The following is a 20246-nucleotide window of genomic DNA, read 5'->3' on the forward strand; positions in this document are numbered from 1 at the left end:
CCGGATCGGCTGTCCTGTGCCAGTGGATGTCGGTCGTTGGCCGCCGATTCATGATCGATGGCTGTCCCTGTCGGCGAAGGATGACGACGTGCAGATTCGTGTCGGCCAAGGACAACCGTCGAGGGCGCTGTCGTTTCGCACCGGCAGGCCTCGTTAGGATCTCCTGATCATGGACGTGATGACGGGGAACGAGATGATCGCCATCCCGCCGGGGCAGGTGACGCTGTCGGACCGGCGGACACAGCGCAGTTGGTCGGTCGAGCTCGCGCCGTACCAGCTCGCGGCAACCCCGGTCACCCAGGCGTTGTACGCACGGATCACGGGCCGGCGGCCGAGTACCACGCCCGGGGACCAGTTGCCCGTCGAGTGCGTCTCCTGGTGGGACGCGGCGCGGTTCTGCAATGCCCTGTCCCGGCGCGCCGGCCTCACGCCCGCTTACCACTTCCGTGCCGGGACCGAAGACGTCGAGTGGGACGCGTCCTCCGACGGGTATCGACTGCCGACCGAAGCCGAGTGGGAGCACGCCTGCCGTGCCGGGACGGCCGGGCCGCGCTACGGGGAGCTCGACGAGATCGGCTGGTACCGCGGCAACTCGCACGAGCGCATCCACGAGGTGGGCGGCAAACGCCCCAACCCGTGGGGGCTCCACGACATGCTCGGCAACGTCTGGGACTGGTGCTGGGACGTCTACGACGCCGAGGTCTACGGCGCCTACCGGGTGCTCCGCGGCGGTGGTTGGTTCGATGAGCACTGGAGTTGCCGGGCCTCCGCGCGGCGCCGCAGCCACCCGACTTTCCAGGTCGACGACGTGGGATTCCGCGTCGCGCGCTCCGTCGTGCGCTGATCCACGTCGTGCGCTGATCCGCGTCGTGCGCGAAGGCCCTCTGTCCGGTGGCAATCGATCGACGTTCACCGGCACGGATCAGCCCTTGGCAGCGTTCCCGTACCCGCCTTACGGTCGAGGTCATGCGCATCCGAATCGTCGACGCCTTCACCGACCGCCCCTTCCACGGGAACCCCGCCGGGGTCCTGCTGCTGGACGGCGCGTTCCCCCCGGACTCCTGGCTCCAGCAGGTCGCCGCCGAGGTCAACCTCTCCGAGACCGCCTTCGCCCGGCCGCTGCCGGCGGGCGGGGAGGCCGACTGGGAACTGCGCTGGTTCACCCCGGCCACCGAGGTGGACATGTGCGGTCATGCCACCCTCGCGACCGCCCACGTCCTCGCGACGGCCGGCCGGGCGAGCGGTCTGATCCGCTTCGCCGCCCGCTGTGGGATCCTCACGGCGCGGACCGCCGAGGACGGCACGATCACCATGGACTTCCCGACCTCCTCGCTGACGGAGGTCGAGCCCGTGCCCGAGGTGGAGCGCGCGCTGGGCGCCGCGATCACCTCGGTGCACGACACGTCCGCCCACGTCGGCGACCTGGTGGTGGAGCTCGCGGACGAGCGGACGGTACGGGAGCTCACCCCCGACATCGCCGCCCTGCGCGGCTACGCCCGCCGCGGGGTGATCGTCACGGCGGCCGCCGAGGACCCCTCACGCGGCTACGACTTCGTCTCCCGCGGCTTCTTCCCGGCGTTCGGCATCGACGAGGACCCCGTCACGGGCAGCGCCCACACCGCGCTCGCCCCCTTCTGGGCACGACGTCTGGGCCGCACCACGCTGACGGGTCTCCAGGGCGGATCGCGTACGGGCCTGGTCCGCGTCACCCTCGCCGGTGAGCGCACCCTCCTGACCGGTCACGCCGTCACGGTCCTGGACGGGGAGCTCCTCACCCGCCCCTGAGGACCCACCCGACGCCGCCTCAGGGGGTCGGCAGCCAGTCCACCCTGCCCGCGAGCAGGGCGTAGCCGCCGAAGGCCACGATGTCGAGCAGCGCGTGCGCGACGACGAGCGGTCCGACCCGCCCCCAACGGCGGTAGGCCAGCACGAACACCACGCCCATCACCATGTTGCCGATGAAGCCGCCGATGCCCTGGTAGAGGTGGTAGGAACCGCGCAGTGCCGAGCTGGCCAGCAGCGAAGCCGTCGGGGACCAGCCCAGTTGGTCGAGCCGGCGCAGCAGGTAGGCCAGCACGATGACCTCCTCCACCACGGAGTTCTGCAGCGCGGAGAGGATCAGCACGGGGAACTTCCACCACACGTCCGGCAGCGCCTCCGGCACCACGGTGAGGTTGAAGCCGGTGGCGCGGGCCGCCAGGTAGAAGGCGAGCCCGGCGCTGCCGATCCCGGCGGCGACCAGAGCCCCGCGACTCAGGTCGAACAGCGGCCTGGTCCGGTCGAAGCCGAGCGTCCGCAGCCCCGGTGCGCCCTCCCGCGTCAACAGGTGCGCGACGAGCAGTACGGGGACGAGCGCGCTCGCGATCCCGAACAGTTGCCAGGCCAGGTCCAGCCAGGGCCGCCCGGGCGCGTACGACCCGTTCAGCGTGGCCGCCTGGTCCTTGAGCCCGCCCGGCTTGGTCAGTGAACCGATGAAGCTGATCAGGGCCGAGACCCCGCTCGCCCCCAGCGACAGCGCGAGGACGAGCAGCGTCTCGGTCCGCAGGTACCCGCGGCTCTCTTCTCGCAGGTCCTTGACCACCGGCTCCGGCTCCACCCGCACGCCCGACTCCCGTCCCGCCGCGATCGGTGTCGCGACGTGCCGTCACGACACCCCCATACTGCCTCCTCGACGGGGCAACGGGATCATCGGACCCGGTCGGGGTCAGCGTCGGGCCGCCGCCGCGGCGTCCACCTCCTGCCCGGCGAGCCCGACCGGCCAGGTGTGCACGGGCTCGCCCCGGTGCGACAGCTCGCTGTAGCGCCGGGTGGTGGCCGCCAGCGCGTCGTCGCGTCCCAGGCCGGCCGCGACGGCCCGGTGGAAGGTGTCCACCTGCCAGGTCGCCCCGTTCACCCGGAGCCGACACCGCTGTTCGATGATCCCCAGGTAGTGGTCCCGGTCCGCCGGCGCGATCCCCCAGGCGTCCAACCCGGCCGCCGCCATCGGGAGCAGCTCGTCGAGCACCAACCGCACCGCCGGTACGCTCGCCAGGCCTCCGCCCCTGCCCCGACGCGGCCAGCGCAGCCGCGCGTCGATGCCGTACCGACAGGCCGCGTCGAAGTTGGCCTCGGCCTCCGCGAACGGCAGCCTCGTCCAGACCGGCCGCTGCTCGTCCGCGAGCGTGCGCACCAGTCCGTAGTAGAAGGCGGCGTTGGCGACCACGTCGGCCACGGTGGGCCCGGCCGGCAGCACCCGGTTCTCCACCCGCAGGTGCGGCACACCGTCGGCGACCCCGTACACGGGCCGGTTCCAGCGGTAGACCGTTCCGTTGTGCAGCACCAGTTCCTGCAGGCTCGGCACCCCGCCCTCGGCAAGCACGCGCAGGGGCTCCTCCTCGTCACAGATCGGCAGCAGGGACGGGAAGAAGCGGACGTTCTCCGCGAAGAGTTCGTACGCCGAGTCCACCCACCGCTCCCCGAACCAGGTCCGCGGCCGCACGCCCTGCGCCTGGAGTTCGGGCGGCCGCGTGTCGGTGGCCTGGGTGAAGAGCGGCGGCCGCGACTCCCGCCACAGCTCGTGCCCGAACAGGAACGGCGAGTTGGCGCCGACCGCCGTCTGTACGGCGGACACCGCCTGGGCCGCGTTCCACACGTCCGCGAACCGGGCCGGAGTCACCTGGAGGTGCAGTTGCACGGAGGTGCAGGCGGCCTCGGGAACGATCGACCCGGAGGTCCAGGTCAGCCGCTCGACGCCGTCGATGTCGAGGATGAAGTCCTCGCCGCGCATCATCAGGATCTGCTCGTTGAGCAGCGAGTACCGGTCCACGGCGGAGAGGTTCGCCAGAGCCAGGTCGGAGCGGGTGATCGTCGGCAGAATGCCGATCATCACCACCCCGGCGTCGATGGCGGCGGCCTGCCGGTGGGCATAGTGCAACCCCGCGCCGAGTTCTTCGGCGAGCTGGTCGAATACCCGGCCGCCGAGGCGGTGCGGAAGTACGTTCACCTCCAGGTTGAACATTCCGAGTTCGGTCTGGAAATCGGGGCTCGCAATCCGCTCCAGAACTTCGGCATTCACCATTCTCGGCAACCCGTCGGCACCCGCGAGATTCAGTTCGATCTCCAGTCCCATCATGTTCTTGGGCCGATCGAACCTCTTCTCCGCCAGAAGGCGCTCCAGCCCCTCCAGGCACTCGTGGAGCTTCCTTCGATACCGATGCCGATCGGACAGGTCGAATCCGCCTGCCACGACCTTCTCCCCCATCGAAGCGTCCCTCCTCGAATGGGCCTGGCCCGGTGCACCCAGGCGCGCGTTACGGTCGATGATGCCCCGGCGGAGTGATCGATAACGCGGCGGGGGGACGCATGGCGGACAGCGCGCGCCGGTTTGGCCCGAAGGGCGCTTCGGCACATTCACCTGGCAAGCTCGATAACGCAAATTCCGCCTCGACTTTGCCCATTCCACATAACCGACGCTTTCCAGCCGAGCCCCCGTCCGGTAACCTCCGAGGTCAGCGCGGCATGTTCGCGCCCAACCGGCATGAATGCCATGCCAGAGGGACCGGTAAGCGCCTTGTCGGCAATGGACGGGACAGCTAGCCGAAACACTGCGTGAACACATGTCGTATAAACTCCGCAAACGAGGCAGAGAGTTGGCGCGCGGCCATTGCCCCTCAGCCCCCCTCTGGCCCCAGAATGCGACAGCGCCGTCCGCACCTTCCCCCGCACCCCAGGTCTCCCAAGTGAGAGGCGACCCACCATGCCGCTGCATGTCCCTCCGGCTCCCGCGCCCGCCCTGCGCTGCGTCCTCGCGGCACTCCGCTCCCCCACGGCCGTGCACGAGGCGCACACCCCGGCCCTGCGCAAGATCCAGGGTCCCCTGACCGCGGAACTCCCCCTGCCGGTCCACGTGCTCGACCGGTTGCGGACCTCGCCGCTCACGACCGGCGGCCGGCCGCCCCGCACGCGGCTGACCGGCTGGCGGTTCATGATCCGCAGCGGGGACCGTTTCGTCGCCGCGGCCGACACCCGGCTCACCGCGGACGGCTGGGCCTTCTCGCACTTCTTCGAGGGCCCCTATGTGGCGGCGACCGAACGCGCCCTGCGTCAGGCCGAGTCGCTCGGCAGGAACCACCAGCCGAGACTCCTGTCCGTACCGGAGCTGTACATGCTGACCCTGTGGCTGCACGGAGCGGTCAACGCCGACGCCTCGGCGGGCCTGCCGGACGCGGCCGACCTGCTGATCCCCCTGGCCCCGGCACCCCCCGGGATCGCGCCCTTCCGACCGCACACCGTGTCCGAGCTGCTGCCCGTACTGACCCGTCGGCTCACCCCGCCCGCCCCTCCGGCGCCGCCCGCGGTGGCCGCACCGGCGGCCTGACCAGCGCTCCCCGACCGGCATGGCCCAAGCTGCCCATACGGCCTAGCCCGCTCGGACCACTGGTGAACCACCCGAAATGACAGGGGAGTTGGCCTGAACCGCCCGCACGAGTGATGCGTCCTCCATGTATGAGGACAGCTGCCGGGAAATACCTACGAAGCAGCCGTCGTGGGGGAACACTGAGGACATACTCCCCGCAGGCGCGGGGATGACCCAGGGGGACGGCCATGAATCACGCATCGAGCCGTAGCACACAGACCACATCGCAGCGAAAGAACGCATCCATGTGCCAGCACCAGCCAGCCTGCCCGACGTCAGACTCCGCCGACAGGGAGGCCGCACTGCCCGTGGCCAACCACCCGGAACAGGGCTGGAGCCTGCTGTGCAACGGCGTCCTGCTCTTCGAGGACACCGGGGAGCTGTTGCCGGACGGCCAGATCATCGCCCCGCACCGGCCGCTCGCGGTCGCCTAGAAGCCGGCCTGGACGGGACGACACGGAACACGGGGAAGGGGCTGGTCCGGGAGCATCGCTCCGGGACCAGCCCCTTCCTCATCGGCTCACAGCGCCACGATCACGACTCAGTTGTCGTACTCGTCGAGCGGCGGGCAGGAGCACACCAGGTTCCGGTCGCCGAAGGCGCCGTCGATCCGGCGCACCGGCGGCCAGTACTTCTCGGCGGCCGTGACCCCGCCCGGGAAGACGGCCTCGTCGCGGGTGTACGGGTGGTTCCACTCGCCGCCCAGCGCCGCGGCGGTGTGCGGGGAGTTGGCCAGCGGGTTGTCGTCGAGCGGCCATTCGCCGCCCGCGACCCGCTCGATCTCGGCGCGGATGGCGATCATCGCGTCGCAGAAACGGTCGATCTCGGCGAGGTCCTCGGACTCCGTCGGCTCGATCATCAGCGTGCCGGCCACCGGGAAGGACATCGTCGGCGCGTGGAAGCCGTAGTCGATCAGGCGCTTGGCGATGTCGTCGACGCTGACGCCGGTGGCCTTCGAGAGCGGACGCAGGTCGATGATGCACTCGTGGGCGACCAGGTTGCCGGGACCGGTGTAGAGCACCGGGTAGTGCGGCTCCAGGCGCTTGGCGATGTAGTTGGCGCCGAGGACGGCCACCTGGGTGGCGCGCTTGAGGCCCTCGCCGCCCATCAGGCGCACGTACGACCAGGAGATCGGCAGGATGCCGGCCGAACCCCACGGGGCGGCCGAGATCGGGCCGACGCCCGTCTCCGGGCCGGCGGTCGGCTGGAGCGGGTGGTTGGGGAGGTAAGGGGCCAGGTGCGCCCGGACGCCGACCGGGCCGACGCCCGGACCGCCGCCACCGTGCGGGATGCAGAAGGTCTTGTGCAGGTTCAGGTGCGAGACGTCGCCGCCGAAGTGACCCGGCTTTGCCAGACCGACCAGGGCGTTGAGGTTGGCGCCGTCCACGTAGACCTGGCCGCCGGCGTCGTGCACCTGGGCGCAGATGTCCGCGACGTGCTCCTCGAACACACCGTGCGTGGACGGGTAGGTGATCATCAGCACGGCGAGCTCGTCGCGGTACTGCTCGATCTTGGCGCGCAGGTCGTCCGCGTCCACCTCGCCGTCGTCGGCGGTCTTGACGACGACGACCTTCATGCCGGCCATCACGGCGCTGGCGGCGTTCGTGCCGTGCGCGGAGGACGGGATGAGACAGATGGTGCGCTGCTCGTCGCCGTTCGCCCGGTGGTACGCGCGGACGGCCAGCAGACCGGCGAGCTCACCCTGGGAACCGGCGTTCGGCTGGATCGACACCTTGTCGTAGCCGGTGACCTCGCAGAGACGTTCCTCCAGCTCGTTGATGAGCGTGAGGTACCCCTCGGCCTGCTCGACCGGCGCGAAGGGGTGCAGCTGCCCGAACTCGGGCCAGGTGACCGGCTCCATCTCGGTGGTCGCGTTGAGCTTCATCGTGCAGGAGCCCAGCGGGATCATGCCGCGGTCCAGCGCGTAGTCCTTGTCCGAGAGCCTGCGCAGGTAGCGCAGCATCGCGGTCTCGGAGCGGTGCTGGTGGAAGACCGGGTGGGCCAGGTACTCGTCCGAGCGCAGCAGGCCCTCGGGCAGGCTCTCGGGGGTGATCTCGTCCAGCGCCTCGATGTCGGCGGTGACGCCGAAGGCGGCCCAGACGGCCTCGATGTCGGCGCGCAGCGTGGTCTCGTCACAGGAGATCGACACCAGGTCGGCGTCGACGCGGTACAGGTTGACCCCGCCCGCGCGGGCGGCGGCGACGACCTCGCCCGCACGGCCCGGTACCCGGACGGTGAGGGTGTCGAAGTACGAGCCGTGCACGACCTTGACCCCGCCGGCCGCCAGACCCGCGGCGAGCACGCCCGCGTAGCGGTGGGTCCGACGGGCGATCGTCCGCAGCCCGTCCGGGCCGTGGTAGACGGCGTACATGCCGGCCATGACGGCGAGCAGCACCTGCGCGGTGCAGATGTTGCTGGTGGCCTTCTCGCGGCGGATGTGCTGCTCGCGCGTCTGGAGGGCGAGGCGGTACGCCTTGTTGCCGTCCGCGTCCACGGAGACGCCGACGAGGCGGCCGGGGAGCGAGCGGGCGTGCTTGGCCTGGACGGCCATGTAGCCGGCGTGCGGTCCGCCGAAGCCCATCGGAACGCCGAAGCGCTGGGTGGTGCCGACGGCGATGTCCGCGCCCAGCTCGCCCGGCGAGGTGAGCAGGGTCAGCGCGAGCAGGTCGGCGGAGACCGTGACGATGGCACCGAGCTCGTGCGCCTGGTCGATGACCGGCTTGATGTCCCGTACGGCGCCGGAGGCACCCGGGTACTGGAGCAGTACGCCGAAGACGCCGCGCTCGGCGATCTCGGCGGGGATGCCCTCGGACAGGTCGGCGACGACGACCTCGACGCCCGTCGGCTCGGCACGGGTCTCGATCACGGCGATCGTCTGCGGCAGCGCGTCCGCGTCGATCAGGAAGACACCGTTCTTGACCTTGCCGACCCGGCGGGCCAGCGACATGGCCTCGGCGGCCGCGGTGCCCTCGTCGAGCAGCGAGGCACCGGAGGTCGGCAGGCCGGTCAGGTCCGCGACGACGGTCTGGAAGTTCAGCAGCGCTTCCAGGCGGCCCTGCGAGATCTCCGGCTGGTAGGGCGTGTAGGCCGTGTACCAGGCCGGGTTCTCCATGACGTTGCGCAGGATCACCGGCGGGGTGAAGGTCCCGTAGTAGCCGAGACCGATCATGGACGAGAGGACCTGGTTGCGGTCGGCGAGCTCGCGGAGCTCGGCGAGCACCTCTGCCTCGGTCCGCGCCTCGGGGAGGTTCAGCGCCTCGGCGCTGCGGATCACATCGGGCACCGCTGCGGCGGTCAGTTCGTCCAGGGAGCCGTAGCCCACGTGGGCGAGCATCTTCGCCTGCGCCTCGGCATCCGGGCCGATGTGGCGCTGCTCGAAGGGGATGCCTCGCTCCAGCTGGGAGAGCGGAATGCGGTTGGCGGTCATGACGGAGGCCTCCTGGTCGTATGACCTGCGAGGGGCACCACGGCGCGGGCACCCGAACGGCCTCCCCCTCTGTCATCTCAACCTGAGAGCTTCACCGGGCCTCCTGGGGTTCGCCCATGAGATCCGGCTTTCACCGTCGGTGAGGAGGGGAACCGGCACAGATCACCCGGTACCCGCCCCTGCTTTCCAGAGTGGCCTCACCACGTGCGGTACGTATGCCTGAGAGATTCCGGGGAGGATTTGCTCCTTCGGCGCCTCCGTCGCGTTCACTCGGAGGACTCTCCCGCACAGGGTCGACAGCCGTCACCCAGCCTACCAGCGAGGTTCCGAACCCTCCCTCGAGTGGCCCCCTCTCCGAATATGCACTTCTGTAGTGAATACGGAGGAGTTGCGACCATGTGGAGGGACCGTGCAGACCGACATCGATCCGCGCAGCCTGATCGGCCGGAAGGCATTCGACCTCCACGGAGCCAGGATCGGCACCGTGGACGAGGTCTACCTCGACGATGCCACGGGCGTTCCGGAATGGGCCGCGGTCCGGACGGGCCTGTTCAGCCGGGACGCGTTCGTCCCCCTGGAGCCCAGCGAGGTGGTCGGGGACACCCTGCGGGTCCCCTTCGAACGATCCCTGATCAGGGACGCGCCCGACTTCGGCGTCGGCCGCCACCTCTCGCCCGAGCAGGAGCTGCAGCTCTACCACCACTACGGCCTGGACGTGACCCTGCCGACGGAGTTCCACCACCCGCCGACCCCGCCGAAGGACACGCCCCGCGACTTCGGCCGGCTCGCGGGCGAGGGCTAGGCCGTCTCTTTCGGATCGTGCCGGTCAGGCCCGCGTCGTCCGGTGCCGTGCATCGCAAGGCGGAGAGGCTCCCGAGTACCGGACGTCCTCGGGTGCCTCGACAACGCGGCGAGGTGCGGTGCCGGGCGGCGCGGGTCAGGCACGATCCGAAAGAAACGGCCTAGTTCTGTGGCCGGAGAGCTTTGCCGGGTCGCGGTGAACCCTCCGGTCACCGCCCTAGGCGGCTCCGGCGCCACGCGGGCGCCCCCGCTCAACGGCCCCTCCCCCTCCGTCCTCCCCGACCAGCGGCAGCGGATCGGACGACTCCAGCTCCGGATCGTCCACCTTGAAGGTGCGCACACGTCCGGGCGGCGATCCCGGCCGCTCGAACCGTACGGTCACCCGCCCGACCCCGCTGCCCTGTACCCACCCAGGTCCGTACACCGCGTGCCGCACGTCGCTCCCGGCCGGCCAGAACCGCCCGGGGGCGATCACCGCCTCCCCCGGCCGCACGCCGTCCCCGTCGCCCTCCGCGCCCCGTACGGCTCCTTCGGCCCCCTCCGGCTCTTCCGGAGCCCCGGGCGAGGTCCCGGTACCGTCCGCCGCGCCTCCGCCCGGGGAGTCCTCGGCCTCCGCTGCCGGGCCCACCACGGGCCCGCCCGCCACCGCCGCCCCCTCCGCCTCCGCCTGGGCCTCGGCCTGGGCGAACAGGTCCTCCTGCGTGTAGTCCGCGAGCCCCGTCACCCCGACTCCCAAAAGTCGCACCCCGCCCGTGGTGTCCACGCCCTCCAGCAGCCGTGCGGCCGCCTCCCGGACCACGCCCGGATCGTCGGTGGGCCCCCGCAGCGTCTCCGAGCGCGTCAGCGTCGAGAAGTCGAAGCGCCGCACCTTCAGCACGATCGTGCGCCCCGAGTGCCCCGAGGACCGCAGCCGCCCCACACAGCGGTCGGCGAGCCGCTGCACCTCGCCCCGGATCCGGACCCGGTCGTGCAGGTCCACGTCGAAGGTGTCCTCCACCGAGACCGACTTCGCGTCCCGCTCGGCGACCACCGGGCGGTCGTCCAACCCCAGCGCCATCCGGTACAGCCCCAGCCCGTGCGAGCGCCCCACCATCCGGACCAGCTCGTCCTCGCCGGCCTCGGCCAACTCCCCCACGGTGGTGATGCCGGCCCGCCGCAGGTGTTCCCCGGTGACCGGGCCCACCCCGGGCAGGGTCCGCACCGACATCGGCGCGAGGTGTGCGCGTTCGGTCCCGGGCTCGATCAGCAGCAGCCCTGCCGGCTTGGCCTCCTCGGAGGCCACCTTGGCCAGCATCTTGGATCCCGCGAGCCCCACGGACCCGCTGAGCCCCGTCGCGGCCATGATGTCGGCCCTCAGCCGCTCCCCGGCCGCCCGGGCGCCGGCGGAGTCGAAGGCGATCTCGCCCGCCTCCAGGTCCACGAAGGCCTCGTCCAGGCTGAGCGGCTCCACGAGGGGCGACAGGGCCCGCAGGAGCCCCATGACGCACTCGCTGACCGCCTGGTAGAGGCGGAACCGGGGGGTGAGGTAGGCGCCGTTCGGGCAGAGCCTTCTGGCCTGCGCCGTCGGCATCGCCGAGTGCACACCGAAGCGCCTGGCCTCGTACGAGGCCGTGGCCACCACCCCGCGCGGCCCGAGTCCGCCGACGATCACGGCCTTGCCGCGAAGGCTCGGCTTCGACGCCTGCTCCACGGATGCGTAGAAGGCGTCCATGTCCAGATGCAGGATGGTCGGCGCGGCTCTCACAGCCCCGATGCTGCCCTACGCCTCTGACAATCCGGCGGGAGCCCGCCGGAGCGCCTCAGCCCGCCCGGTTGCGGCGCGCCGCCAGCTCGTCCGCGGGGTTCTGTCCGACCAGTGTCTCGCCGGTGTCGATCCGCTCGCCGTGGAGCTGGGACAGCGCGTTCTCCACGTCCCGCCAGACCACGCCGATCGCGATGCCGAAGACGCCCTGTCCGCCCTGGAGCAGGCTGACCACCTGATCGGGTGAGGTGCATTCGTAGACGGTGGCGCCGTCGCTCATCAGCGTAATGCGCTCCAGGTCCGAGAACCCGCGATCGCGCAGGTGCTGCACGGCGGTGCGGATGCTCTGCAACGCCACCCCGGTGTCCAGGAAGCGCTTGACGATCTTGAGGACCACCACGTCCCGGAAGCTGTACAGCCGCTGCGTGCCCGAGCCGTACGCGGGTCGCACGCTCGGCTCCACCAGCCCGGTCCGCGCCCAGTAGTCCAGTTGCCGATAGGTGATGCCGGCGGCGGCGCACGCCGTCGGCCCCCTGTAGCCGATCTGCTCGGGCGCCTGGTCCCCGCTCACCGGTCCGACCGGCGTCGGAACCGACTCCGGCTGACGGCGCGCGGAACCCGCCGCACCGCCGTGCAGCGGGTACGGCCCGCCGTCACTCCGTGCGGGGATGCCCCCGGTCGTACCGTCGCCCGTGATCCTCACGCCGACCCTCCGTCCTTGACCTGCCTCCTCGAAGGTAGGCAGTCACCAGGGGTGCGTCAACGATCGCCACACTCGGCACGCCGAGTGATAATCACCCTGAGAGTGGTTTCCCGTGTCCCTTTACGGGGAAAGGCTACTCGAATGGGCTGAAACTTCACGGAGGGTGACACGGCGCGCGCCGCCTCACTGTGGCCCGGTGCCGAAGTCCTCGGGCGAGATCTGGTCGAGGAACTCGCGGAACTTCTCCACCTCGTCCTCCTGCTCATCGGGGATGGCGATGCCCGCGTCGTCGAGCACGCCGTCACTGCCGTAGATCGGCGTACCCGTCCGCAGGGCCAGCGCTATGGCATCGGAGGGCCGCGCGCTCACCTCGACCCCACTGGCGAAGACAAGCTCCGCGTAGAAGACGCCCTCCCGCAGATCCGTGATCCGAACCTCGGTGAGCTCCTCACCGACCGCTTCCAGCACGTCCTTGAACAGGTCGTGCGTCAGCGGACGGGCAGGGGCCATGCCCTGTTGCGCGAAGGCAATGGCGGTCGCCTCCCCGGGTCCGATCCAGATGGGGAGGTACCGATCGCCTCCCACTTCACGCAGGAGCACGATCGGTTGGTTGGAGGGCATTTCCACCCGGACACCCACAACGTCGAGCTCGTTCACACAGCAACCCTAGGACCTGCCCGGCAGGTTTGGGTAGTCGGGCTCCCCCTGGTCAGTGGAGCCGGACCCCGAGAGCGCTCTGTACCAGGGCCTCGTGGAGCCTCACGGACAGCCCGGCGAGCTCCCTCATCGTGGCCTCCGCATGGGCCCTGGTCTGCGGATTGCGGTGTCGGCGCAGTGGGGCCACGAGCTGCTCGACCAGACCGGCCTCCCGATCCGCGGCCGCTTTCATGGCGCGCAGATGGCGGGGCTCGAGCCCGAATCGACCGAGATCCGCGATCAACCGGGCCACGGTCACCGTCTCGGCGTCGAATCCGCCGCCCGGCGCCTCGGTGATGAGTCCGTACGATTCCCACTCGCCGAGCCGCACCTCGTCCACCTCGGCGGCGGAGATGAGCTCGGCGCGGCCCACCCGGGCCGCGGTGGAGCGCTCCCGCCCCACCTCGCCGTACACGGCTGCGGGGCTCGCGGGGTCGACGGAGTCCCCGTGCGTGGTGGGCGACGGGATGCGTACCTGTTCGCCGCGGTCGAGCGCGTCGAGCTGTTCGCGAATGACCTTCAGCGGCATGTAGTGGTCCCGCTGGAGGCGCAGGATCCGGCTCAGCCGATCGACGTCTTCGGTGCTGAACTTGCGATATCCGGAAGGTGTGCGCCGGGGCTCGACGAGCCCCTCCGCCTCCAGGAAGCGGATCTTCGAGATCGTGACGTCGGGAAACTCGTCACGCAGCATGGTGAGCACCGTGCCGATGCTCACCAGCCGCCCGGCCGAGCCGGCGGTGCCGTTTCCGGCACCGCCTGTCGGGGTGCGCAGCATGGGACCTTCCCTTGACGGGTCAGATGCCCCGCAGGCTCGCGTAGAAGACCAGCCGGTACTTGCCGATCTGCACCTCGTCGCCGTTGTGCAGGGCGACGGAGTCGATCGGCTCACGGTTCACGTACGTGCCGTTCAGGCTGCCCACGTCCGAGACGGTGAAGCCACCGTCCTGGCCCCGGCGGAAGTCGACATGCCGCCGGGAGACGGTGACGTCGTCCAGGAAGATGTCGCTCTGCGGGTGCCGACCGGCCGTGGTCAGTTCGCCGTCCAAGAGGAACCGGCTGCCGGAGTTGGGGCCGCGCCGCACGATCAGCAGAGCGGAACCGGGGGGCAGCGCCTCCACCGCGGCCTGGGCCTCGGGAGAGAGCGAGGACGACACGTGCTGTTGCCCCGACACCTCGGCCTCGTAGGCCTCAAGGCCCGAGATCGAGATCGTGGACGTGGTCTCCGAAGCACGCTCCGGCGTCAGACCCGGCCGCAGCGGCGCCCCGCAGCTGGAGCAGAACCGGCTGGCCGCATCGCTGCGGTGCCCGCACCTGCTGCAGATCTGCTCGGCCGACATGGACGGCTCCTCGCGCCGCGGCTGCCCCGCGGAGGCATTGGTGGCATACGGGTCGGGGGCAAACCCTCCACCCGCACTTGAGGTTGATGGTTCACCGAAACCTATGCGGCCGGTACCGGCAGGGTCAACAGCCGACGCGCCCTGCGCGCCCGAAACATCACCCGAGCCGGCGACCTCGTCGCGGAAGAGCGGCCGGTCGCCCTGCCCTTCCCCGTCTCCGTGCCCCGCGCGATGCCTCGCGGCACCGCCTTCCTCGCGGTTCTTCTTGCCGAACAACTTCTCAAACAACTTCACGGGCGATTCCCCTTGACCGAAACAGACCCGCCCGTGGGGCAGGACGAACTCCGAATGCACACACCTGCCGATCCGGACATTCTCACAACGTCCGTAACCACCAGACAGTTTCCACCACGCACCGCGACTTCGGTGCCTCGACCCCCCGCAGGCATCCACCCGCGTGAGCCGCTCCACGTTTCGCCCCGCGTCACGGTGATGACGACCGAGCGTAGTCAGGCTGCTTCGCAGCCCGCAAGGCGTCCACAACGATCTTCGCCGACCGTGTGACGGCGACCGTGGCTTGTTCCTTCTCCAGCGTCTGTACGACGCCGCCGGGGATGTTCAGCGCGGGCTCCAGGTCCTGCGGCTTGCCGATGACCTTGAACTCATAGGGTTGTGTGATCTTCTTCCCATCGATGCCGACCCCACCGCCCTCGTCCGAGAAGAACGACCCGGCCACCACCCGCACACCGTTGATCTGGATCGCCTCGGCTCCGGCCGCCCGCAGCTCCTGCAGCGTGTCCAGGAGCTGGTCCGACTGCACCTGCCCGGTGGGGTCGGTGATCCGCAACGTGATGCCCGGTCCCTGGGCTGCCACCGTACCGGCCAGGATGCCCAGTTGGCGTTCCTTCTCCACGGTCTGCTTGCGCGCCTCCTCGGCCTGATCGGAGCTGTTCTCCAACTCCTTGCGCTGGTCCTCCAACCTCTGTTTCTCGTCCTCCAGGCGCTTGGTCCGACCGTCGAGCTCGTCGAGGATCCGTACGAGGTCCTCCTGACGGGCCCCGCGCAGCGGGGCTCCCGAGTCGCTGTTCGAACGGACCTGGATGGCCAGACCCAGGCCGAGGACGAACAGCAACAGCGCGACGATCAGTTGGGCGCGGCTCACCCTCGGGGGCCACAGACCGGCTGCCAGGCGCTGCCGACCGGTCTCCTCGGGCTCGGCCGCCTGTGCCGACCCCTCCTTAAGAGGCTGCTCGGGGACGTTCGGTTCCTCCGGCGGGGTGTTCTCCACACTCATCGGCCTCACGCCCGGAAAACGTGCCGACGGATGGCCGCGGCGTTGGAGAAGATGCGGATGCCGAGCACGACGACCACACCGGTGGACAACTGCGCGCCGACGCCCAGCTTGTCCCCGAGGAAGACGATCAGCGCGGCGACCACGACGTTGGACAGGAACGACACCACGAAGACCTTGTCCACGAAGATGCCGTCCAGCATCGCGCGCAGACCGCCGAAGACCGCGTCCAGCGCCGCCACCACGGCGATCGGCAGATAAGGCTCCACCACGGCCGGCACTTCGGGTCGGACCAGAAGTCCGACCACCACTCCGACCACGAGGCCCAGTACCGCGATCACGATGCACCCTTCTTCGGCTTTGCTGCTGTAGCTGTACGTACGGTCAGGCTCGACGCGGCCTGCAGGCGGATGTCGTCCACGGGCGCCAGACTGGAGCGGATCCCGTAGTTCTCCTGCAACACGTGCAGGTACTGGCCGCCCACGGAGTCCTGGAACGCGGTCCCGAGCTTCTTCTTGTCGCCCACCGCGAGCACTTCGTACGGCGGTACCAGCGGCTTGTTGTCGACCAGTATCGCGTCACCCGCGGCCCTGATCGCCGAGAGGGCGGTGAGGCGCTGACCGTTGATCGAGATCGCCTCCGCGCCGGACTGCCAGAGCCCGTTGACGATCTTCTGCATGTCCCGGTCGCGGAGCCGGCCGGTGTTCGAGAACCCGGCGCTCTCGCGCGGCCCTCCGCCGCCCGCGGAGGAGGATCCCTTGGCGTCGTCCACCGTGAGTTTGATCCCCGGCCCGCGCACGTCGGTGGCGCCGGCCAGCAGGGCCACGAGTTGCCCCTGGTCCCCGCCGTGCTGCTTGAGTGCCTCGCGCTGGCTGTCCGCGACCTCGGTGCGCAACCGCTCGATGTCGCGTTCCACGGTGGTGGCGTGCGCGTCGGCCCGCTCCACCCGGTCGATGAGTTCCTGGCGCTCCTTGGCCAGCACCGGCGCCGATATCCGCGCCTCGGCCGCTCCGAGCGTGACGACCATGGCGGCGATCACCAGTCCGGCGGCGAGGCCGAGCTTGGCCTTGAGTGTGCGCGGAAGGCCCGCGGTACCGTCCGCCGCGCTCCGTGCCGAGGCTTCCGCATAGCCCTCGTCGAGACTGTGGTCCATCACGTGCGTCAGCAGCGACATGGAAGCGTCCGGGCGCGCGGGCGGTGTGGCCGAACTCCGGTTGTTGGGCGGCTGCGACATGCCCCACATCGTCGCATGTCACCACCCTTGCCACCGAATGCGGGCGTGCGGGGGGGGGGGGGGGGGGGGGGCCCGGGGGGGCCGGCCCCCCCCCCCCGGCGCGAGCAAGAGCGACGGGGGGGAACCGGGCGGCCGCGCCCCCCCCCCCCCCCCCCCTCGGGGTATGCACCCCCCAGTGCCCCCGGATGGGGGGCTCGGGGGGGGCGGCCCGTTAATCTTTCCGTGCCGGCCCCGCCGGACCGGTGTCTCACATGCTCGGCTCAGTGATCGCCGGCGCCGTCCACGACCGCCGCCCACTCGTCGAGCAGTGCCTGTGCGGACGCGTCGTCGGGCCCTTCGGCCCAGAGGTGCGTGACGGCCTCGGCAGGGTCCGGAAGGACCAGCGCCCAGCGCCCGTCGGCCTCGACCACCCGCACACCATCGGTGGTGTCGACCTGACGGTCTCCGGCGGCCTCCACGACCCGTCGCATCACGAGCCCCTTGACCGCCCACGGCGTCGGTACGTCCCGCTTGAGGACGTGGGCCCGCGGGATACGGGCGTCGATCTGGCTGAGGGTGAGCTGTGTGCGCGCCACCAGCCCGATCAGTTGCACGAAGGCCGCGGAACCGTCGAAGACGCTGCTGAACTCCGGGACGATGAAGCCGCCCCGGCCGTCGCCGCCGAAGATGGTGTTCTCGGCCCGGCCCACCCGCGTCAGGTCGTCGGGTGAGGTCGTCGTCCACTCGACCTGGGTCCCGTGGTACGCCGCGACCTGCTCGGCGACCCGGGTGGTGGTGACGGGCAGCGCCACCTTGCCGCTGCGCTTCTCCGCCGCGACCAGGTCGAGGAGGACCAGCAGGGCCCGGTCGTCCTCGATGATCCGCCCGCGCTCGTCGACCAGTGAGATCCGTTCGCCCACCGGGTCGAAGCGCACGCCGAAGGCCGCCCGCGAGGACGCCACGATCTCGCCCAGCCGCACCAGGCCGGCCCGTCGGGACTCCCTGGTCTCGGTCGGTCGGGATTCGTCGAGACCGGGGTTCACGGTGAGCGCGTCCACGCCGAGCCGACCGAGCAGGCTCGGCAGGACCAGGCCCGCGCTGCCGTTCGAGGCGTCCACGACGACCTTGAGCCCGGAGTCCGCGACCCCGGTGATGTCCACGCGTCTGAGCAGCGAGCCGGTGTACGCGTCGAAGACGCTGCCCGGGAACTGCAGGTCACCGATCTCGCCGGGGAATGCGCGCCGGTACTCCTGCCGTGCGTACACCCGGTCCAGCTTGCGCTGTTGCTGGAGCGAGAGGTCGGCCCCGCGCTCGTCGAGGAACATGATGTCGACCGAGTCCGGGACCCCGGGCGAGGTCCGGAGCACGATGCCGCCGGCGCTTCCTCGCGCGGTCTGCTGCCTGGCCACGGGCAGCGGTACGTTCTCCAGGTCGCGGACGTTGATGGCACTGGCCTGGAGCGCCGAGATCACGGCACGCTTGAGTGCTCTCGCGCCTCGGGAGTGGTCTCGGGCCGTGGTGACGATCGCGCCCTTCTTCAGGGTCGTCGCATAGGCGCCTGCGAGCCGAACCACCAGCTCGGGGGTGATCTCGACGTTCAGGATGCCGGAGACGCCGCGCGCACCGAACAGATGTGCCTGCCCTCGCGACTCCCAGATCACCGACGTGTTGACGAAGGCGCCGGCTTCGATCGTCTTGAAGGGGTAGACGCGTACATTCCCCTGGACGATGGATTCCTCGCCGACGAGGCACTCGTCACCGATGACGGCCCCGTCCTCGATCCGGGCGGCCCGCATGATGTCGGTGTTCTTGCCGATCACGCAACCGCGCAGGTTGCTGTGGGGCCCGATGTACACGTTGTCGTGGATGACGGCCCTGTGGAGGAAGGCCCCGCTCTTGACGACCACGTTCGATCCGATGACCGTGTGCTCGCGGATCTCGACGCCGGCCTCGACCTTCGCGTAGTCGCCGATGTACAGCGGCCCGCGCAGTACGGCGTCGGGGCTCACCTCGGCGCCTTCGGCGATCCACACCCCGGGGGAGATCTCGAAGCCGTCCATGTCGACCTGGACCTTGCCCTCGAGTACGTCGGCCTGCGCCTTGACGTAGCTCTCGTGGGTGCCGACGTCCTCCCAGTAGCCCTCGGCGACGTAGCCGTAGATCGGCCGGCCTTCCTTCATGAGCTGAGGGAAGACGTCGCCGGACCAGTCCACCGATACGTCGGGGTCGACGTAGTTGAAGACCTCGGGCTCCATGACGTAGATACCGGTGTTGACGGTGTCCGAGAACACCTGTCCCCACGTCGGCTTCTCCAGGAAGCGTTCGACCTTTCCTTCCTCGTCCACGATGGTGATGCCGAATTCCAGGGGATTCGGCACGCGGGTGAGGCACACCGTGACCAGTGCGCCCTTCTCCTTGTGGAAGTTGATGAGGTCGGTGAGGTCGAAGTCGGTGAGCGCGTCGCCGGAAATGACGAGGAAAGAGTCGTCCTTCAAGGCCTCCTCGGCATTCTTCACGCTGCCGGCGGTGCCGAGTGGCTTCTCCTCGTTGGCATACGTGAGTTCCATTCCGAGCTCTTCGCCGTCACCGAAGTAGTTCTTGACGAGGGACGCCAGGAACTGAACGGTAACCACGGTCTCGCTGAGCCCATGCCGCTTGAGCAGCCTGAGCACGTGCTCCATGATGGGCCGGTTGGCGACCGGCAGGAGCGGCTTGGGCATGCTTGAGGTCATCGGGCGAAGACGCGTACCTTCGCCACCGGCCATCACGACGGCCTTCATGTCGGAAGAGTCCTCCTTGAGAGATGACGGTCAGCCGACCTCACCCGTCTCGGACGGTGACTTCGCAACTCCTCCGCGTCAGTACCGGCGTCGAGCAAGTTCAATCGGCCGTGGCATCCGCCTTGACCAGACGGCGGACCTGCACCACGTAAAGGATTCCTGCCCACCAATAGAGGGTTGTACCCCATCCGGCGAACGCCCATCCGAAAACTGACGCCATCCAGGCCAACCAGCCGCTTCCGTCACTGAGCAGCAGCAAGGGGAACGCGTACATCAGGTTGAAGGTCGCGGCCTTGCCCAGGAAGTTGACCTGGGGCGGCGGATAGCCGTGTCGCCTCAGGATCCACACCATGACCAGCAACATCAGCTCTCGCGCGAGCAGCGCCGCGGTGAGCCAGATGGGCAGAATCTCGCGCCAGGTCAGGCCGAACAGTGTCGTCAGGATGTACAGACGGTCCGCTGCCGGGTCGAGCAACCGGCCCAGATTACTGATCTGATTCCAGCGGCGCGCGAGTTTCCCGTCCAGGTAGTCGGTGATCCCGCTGAGCATGAGAACGGCCAGGGCCCAGCCGTCGTACTCCGCCAGGATCAACCAGAGGAACAGCGGCACGCCGGCGAGGCGCGCCATGCTCAGGATGTTGGGAATGGTGAAAATTCGGTCGGTCTGAACCCGAGTCTCCTGGACCTCCACCCGGGGGCCTCCACTGTGACTGTAGAAATATTGAAGTCGATGCCCCCTGACCCTACAGGAGACCTCGACCCGGCCCGGAACGCAGAAAAGCCCCGCACCCAGAGGGTGCGGGGCTTTCCCACAATGATTGTTCGGCGGCGTCCTACTCTCCCACAGGGTCCCCCCTGCAGT

18 protein-coding genes and 1 riboswitch are annotated in these 20246 nt (G+C 69.9%); of the genes, 5 read left to right on the plus strand and 13 right to left on the minus strand.

The annotated features are described in order from the left end of the window. Positions 1–169 precede the first annotated feature (169 nt). Both ACFYW3_RS16015 and ACFYW3_RS16020 read left to right on the plus strand, forming a co-directional pair. The gene (locus ACFYW3_RS16015) at positions 170–844 is read left to right on the plus strand and encodes a formylglycine-generating enzyme family protein (protein ID WP_389386574.1); all 675 of its coding nucleotides are present in this window, start codon (positions 170–172) and stop codon (positions 842–844) included. A gap of 122 nt (positions 845–966) precedes the next feature. Further along, positions 967–1785: a PhzF family phenazine biosynthesis protein gene (locus ACFYW3_RS16020; RefSeq protein WP_389386575.1), complete on the plus strand. Its 819-nt coding sequence runs from the start codon at positions 967–969 to the stop codon at positions 1783–1785. Positions 1786–1804: 19 nt separating this feature from the next. Here ACFYW3_RS16020 and ACFYW3_RS16025 read toward each other — a convergent pair whose 3' ends face one another. Continuing rightward, complete coding sequence (locus ACFYW3_RS16025; RefSeq protein ID WP_351762405.1) at positions 1805–2602, minus strand: CPBP family intramembrane glutamic endopeptidase; 798 nt, start codon at positions 2600–2602, stop codon at positions 1805–1807. 102 nt (positions 2603–2704) lie between these two features. Continuing rightward, a complete protein-coding gene (locus ACFYW3_RS16030; RefSeq protein ID WP_351762408.1) occupies positions 2705–4240 on the minus strand; it encodes a glutamate-cysteine ligase family protein in 1536 nt (511 codons plus the stop codon). 495 nt (positions 4241–4735) lie between these two features. Between ACFYW3_RS16030 and ACFYW3_RS16035 the strand changes: the two genes are divergently transcribed. After that, the gene (locus ACFYW3_RS16035) at positions 4736–5356 is read left to right on the plus strand and encodes a hypothetical protein (RefSeq protein WP_351762411.1); all 621 of its coding nucleotides are present in this window, start codon (positions 4736–4738) and stop codon (positions 5354–5356) included. A gap of 284 nt (positions 5357–5640) precedes the next feature. After that, on the plus strand, positions 5641–5829 hold the full coding sequence (locus tag ACFYW3_RS16040) for a DUF5999 family protein (protein ID WP_053683766.1): 189 nt from the start codon (positions 5641–5643) through the stop codon (positions 5827–5829). 107 nt (positions 5830–5936) lie between these two features. Here the strand turns inward: ACFYW3_RS16040 and gcvP are convergent, their stop codons facing one another. Further along, positions 5937–8822 (minus strand): aminomethyl-transferring glycine dehydrogenase, encoded by a 2886-nt coding sequence (gene gcvP, locus ACFYW3_RS16045; protein WP_351762414.1) that lies wholly within the window; start codon positions 8820–8822, stop codon positions 5937–5939. A gap of 197 nt (positions 8823–9019) precedes the next feature. Further along, positions 9020–9118, minus strand: a riboswitch (glycine riboswitch). 113 nt (positions 9119–9231) lie between these two features. Here gcvP and ACFYW3_RS16050 point away from each other — a divergent pair. Then, positions 9232–9624, plus strand: coding sequence for a PRC-barrel domain-containing protein (locus ACFYW3_RS16050; RefSeq protein WP_351762417.1), 393 nt, complete (start codon positions 9232–9234; stop codon positions 9622–9624). Positions 9625–9840: 216 nt separating this feature from the next. Here the strand turns inward: ACFYW3_RS16050 and ACFYW3_RS16055 are convergent, their stop codons facing one another. The 10 genes from ACFYW3_RS16055 to ACFYW3_RS16100 form a co-directional block, all read right to left on the minus strand. Next, complete coding sequence (locus ACFYW3_RS16055) at positions 9841–11367, minus strand: DNA polymerase IV (protein ID WP_389386576.1); 1527 nt, start codon at positions 11365–11367, stop codon at positions 9841–9843. Positions 11368–11422: 55 nt separating this feature from the next. Beyond that, positions 11423–12067 (minus strand): MerR family transcriptional regulator, encoded by a 645-nt coding sequence (locus tag ACFYW3_RS16060; protein WP_389386577.1) that lies wholly within the window; start codon positions 12065–12067, stop codon positions 11423–11425. A 183-nt stretch (positions 12068–12250) separates the two neighbouring features. Then, complete coding sequence (locus tag ACFYW3_RS16065; protein WP_007262890.1) at positions 12251–12724, minus strand: bifunctional nuclease family protein; 474 nt, start codon at positions 12722–12724, stop codon at positions 12251–12253. A gap of 52 nt (positions 12725–12776) precedes the next feature. Continuing rightward, complete coding sequence (locus ACFYW3_RS16070) at positions 12777–13538, minus strand: MerR family transcriptional regulator (RefSeq protein ID WP_351762425.1); 762 nt, start codon at positions 13536–13538, stop codon at positions 12777–12779. 19 nt (positions 13539–13557) lie between these two features. Then, positions 13558–14502 carry an FHA domain-containing protein gene (locus tag ACFYW3_RS16075; protein ID WP_199826680.1) on the minus strand — a complete coding sequence of 315 codons (945 nt, stop codon included), beginning with the start codon at positions 14500–14502 and terminating at the stop codon, positions 13558–13560. Between the two features lie 82 nt (positions 14503–14584). After that, the gene (locus ACFYW3_RS16080; protein ID WP_389386578.1) at positions 14585–15394 is read right to left on the minus strand and encodes a DUF881 domain-containing protein; all 810 of its coding nucleotides are present in this window, start codon (positions 15392–15394) and stop codon (positions 14585–14587) included. A gap of 5 nt (positions 15395–15399) precedes the next feature. Continuing rightward, on the minus strand, positions 15400–15732 hold the full coding sequence (locus ACFYW3_RS16085; protein ID WP_003970459.1) for a small basic family protein: 333 nt from the start codon (positions 15730–15732) through the stop codon (positions 15400–15402). Continuing rightward, the gene (locus ACFYW3_RS16090; protein ID WP_389386579.1) at positions 15729–16634 is read right to left on the minus strand and encodes a DUF881 domain-containing protein; all 906 of its coding nucleotides are present in this window, start codon (positions 16632–16634) and stop codon (positions 15729–15731) included. Before ACFYW3_RS16090 ends, ACFYW3_RS16085 begins: the two co-directional genes overlap by 4 nt. Before the next feature lie 251 nt (positions 16635–16885). Beyond that, on the minus strand, positions 16886–19384 hold the full coding sequence (locus tag ACFYW3_RS16095; RefSeq protein ID WP_329446799.1) for a mannose-1-phosphate guanyltransferase: 2499 nt from the start codon (positions 19382–19384) through the stop codon (positions 16886–16888). Between the two features lie 100 nt (positions 19385–19484). After that, positions 19485–20075 (minus strand): CDP-alcohol phosphatidyltransferase family protein, encoded by a 591-nt coding sequence (locus ACFYW3_RS16100; RefSeq protein WP_389386580.1) that lies wholly within the window; start codon positions 20073–20075, stop codon positions 19485–19487. Positions 20076–20246 lie beyond the last annotated feature (171 nt).

It is taken from the genome of Streptomyces sp. NPDC002602 (assembly GCF_042889445.1).
Taxonomy (GTDB): Bacteria; Actinomycetota; Actinomycetes; order Streptomycetales; family Streptomycetaceae; genus Streptomyces.

What these genes read in the sequence shown, in the direction of transcription:
- ACFYW3_RS16015 (WP_389386574.1), top strand. Translation starts at nt 170, where the DNA reads ATGGACGTGATGACGGGGAACGAGATGATCGCCATCCCGCCGGGGCAG.
- ACFYW3_RS16020 (WP_389386575.1), top strand. Translation starts at nt 967, where the DNA reads ATGCGCATCCGAATCGTCGACGCCTTCACCGACCGCCCCTTCCACGGG.
- ACFYW3_RS16030 (WP_351762408.1), bottom strand. Translation starts at nt 4,240, where the DNA reads ATGGGGGAGAAGGTCGTGGCAGGCGGATTCGACCTGTCCGATCGGCAT.
- ACFYW3_RS16035 (WP_351762411.1), top strand. Translation starts at nt 4,736, where the DNA reads ATGCCGCTGCATGTCCCTCCGGCTCCCGCGCCCGCCCTGCGCTGCGTC.
- ACFYW3_RS16040 (WP_053683766.1), top strand. Translation starts at nt 5,641, where the DNA reads ATGTGCCAGCACCAGCCAGCCTGCCCGACGTCAGACTCCGCCGACAGG.
- gcvP (WP_351762414.1), bottom strand. Translation starts at nt 8,822, where the DNA reads ATGACCGCCAACCGCATTCCGCTCTCCCAGCTGGAGCGAGGCATCCCC.
- ACFYW3_RS16070 (WP_351762425.1), bottom strand. Translation starts at nt 13,538, where the DNA reads ATGCTGCGCACCCCGACAGGCGGTGCCGGAAACGGCACCGCCGGCTCG.
- ACFYW3_RS16080 (WP_389386578.1), bottom strand. Translation starts at nt 15,394, where the DNA reads ATGAGTGTGGAGAACACCCCGCCGGAGGAACCGAACGTCCCCGAGCAG.
- ACFYW3_RS16090 (WP_389386579.1), bottom strand. Translation starts at nt 16,634, where the DNA reads ATGTGGGGCATGTCGCAGCCGCCCAACAACCGGAGTTCGGCCACACCG.
- ACFYW3_RS16095 (WP_329446799.1), bottom strand. Translation starts at nt 19,384, where the DNA reads ATGAAGGCCGTCGTGATGGCCGGTGGCGAAGGTACGCGTCTTCGCCCG.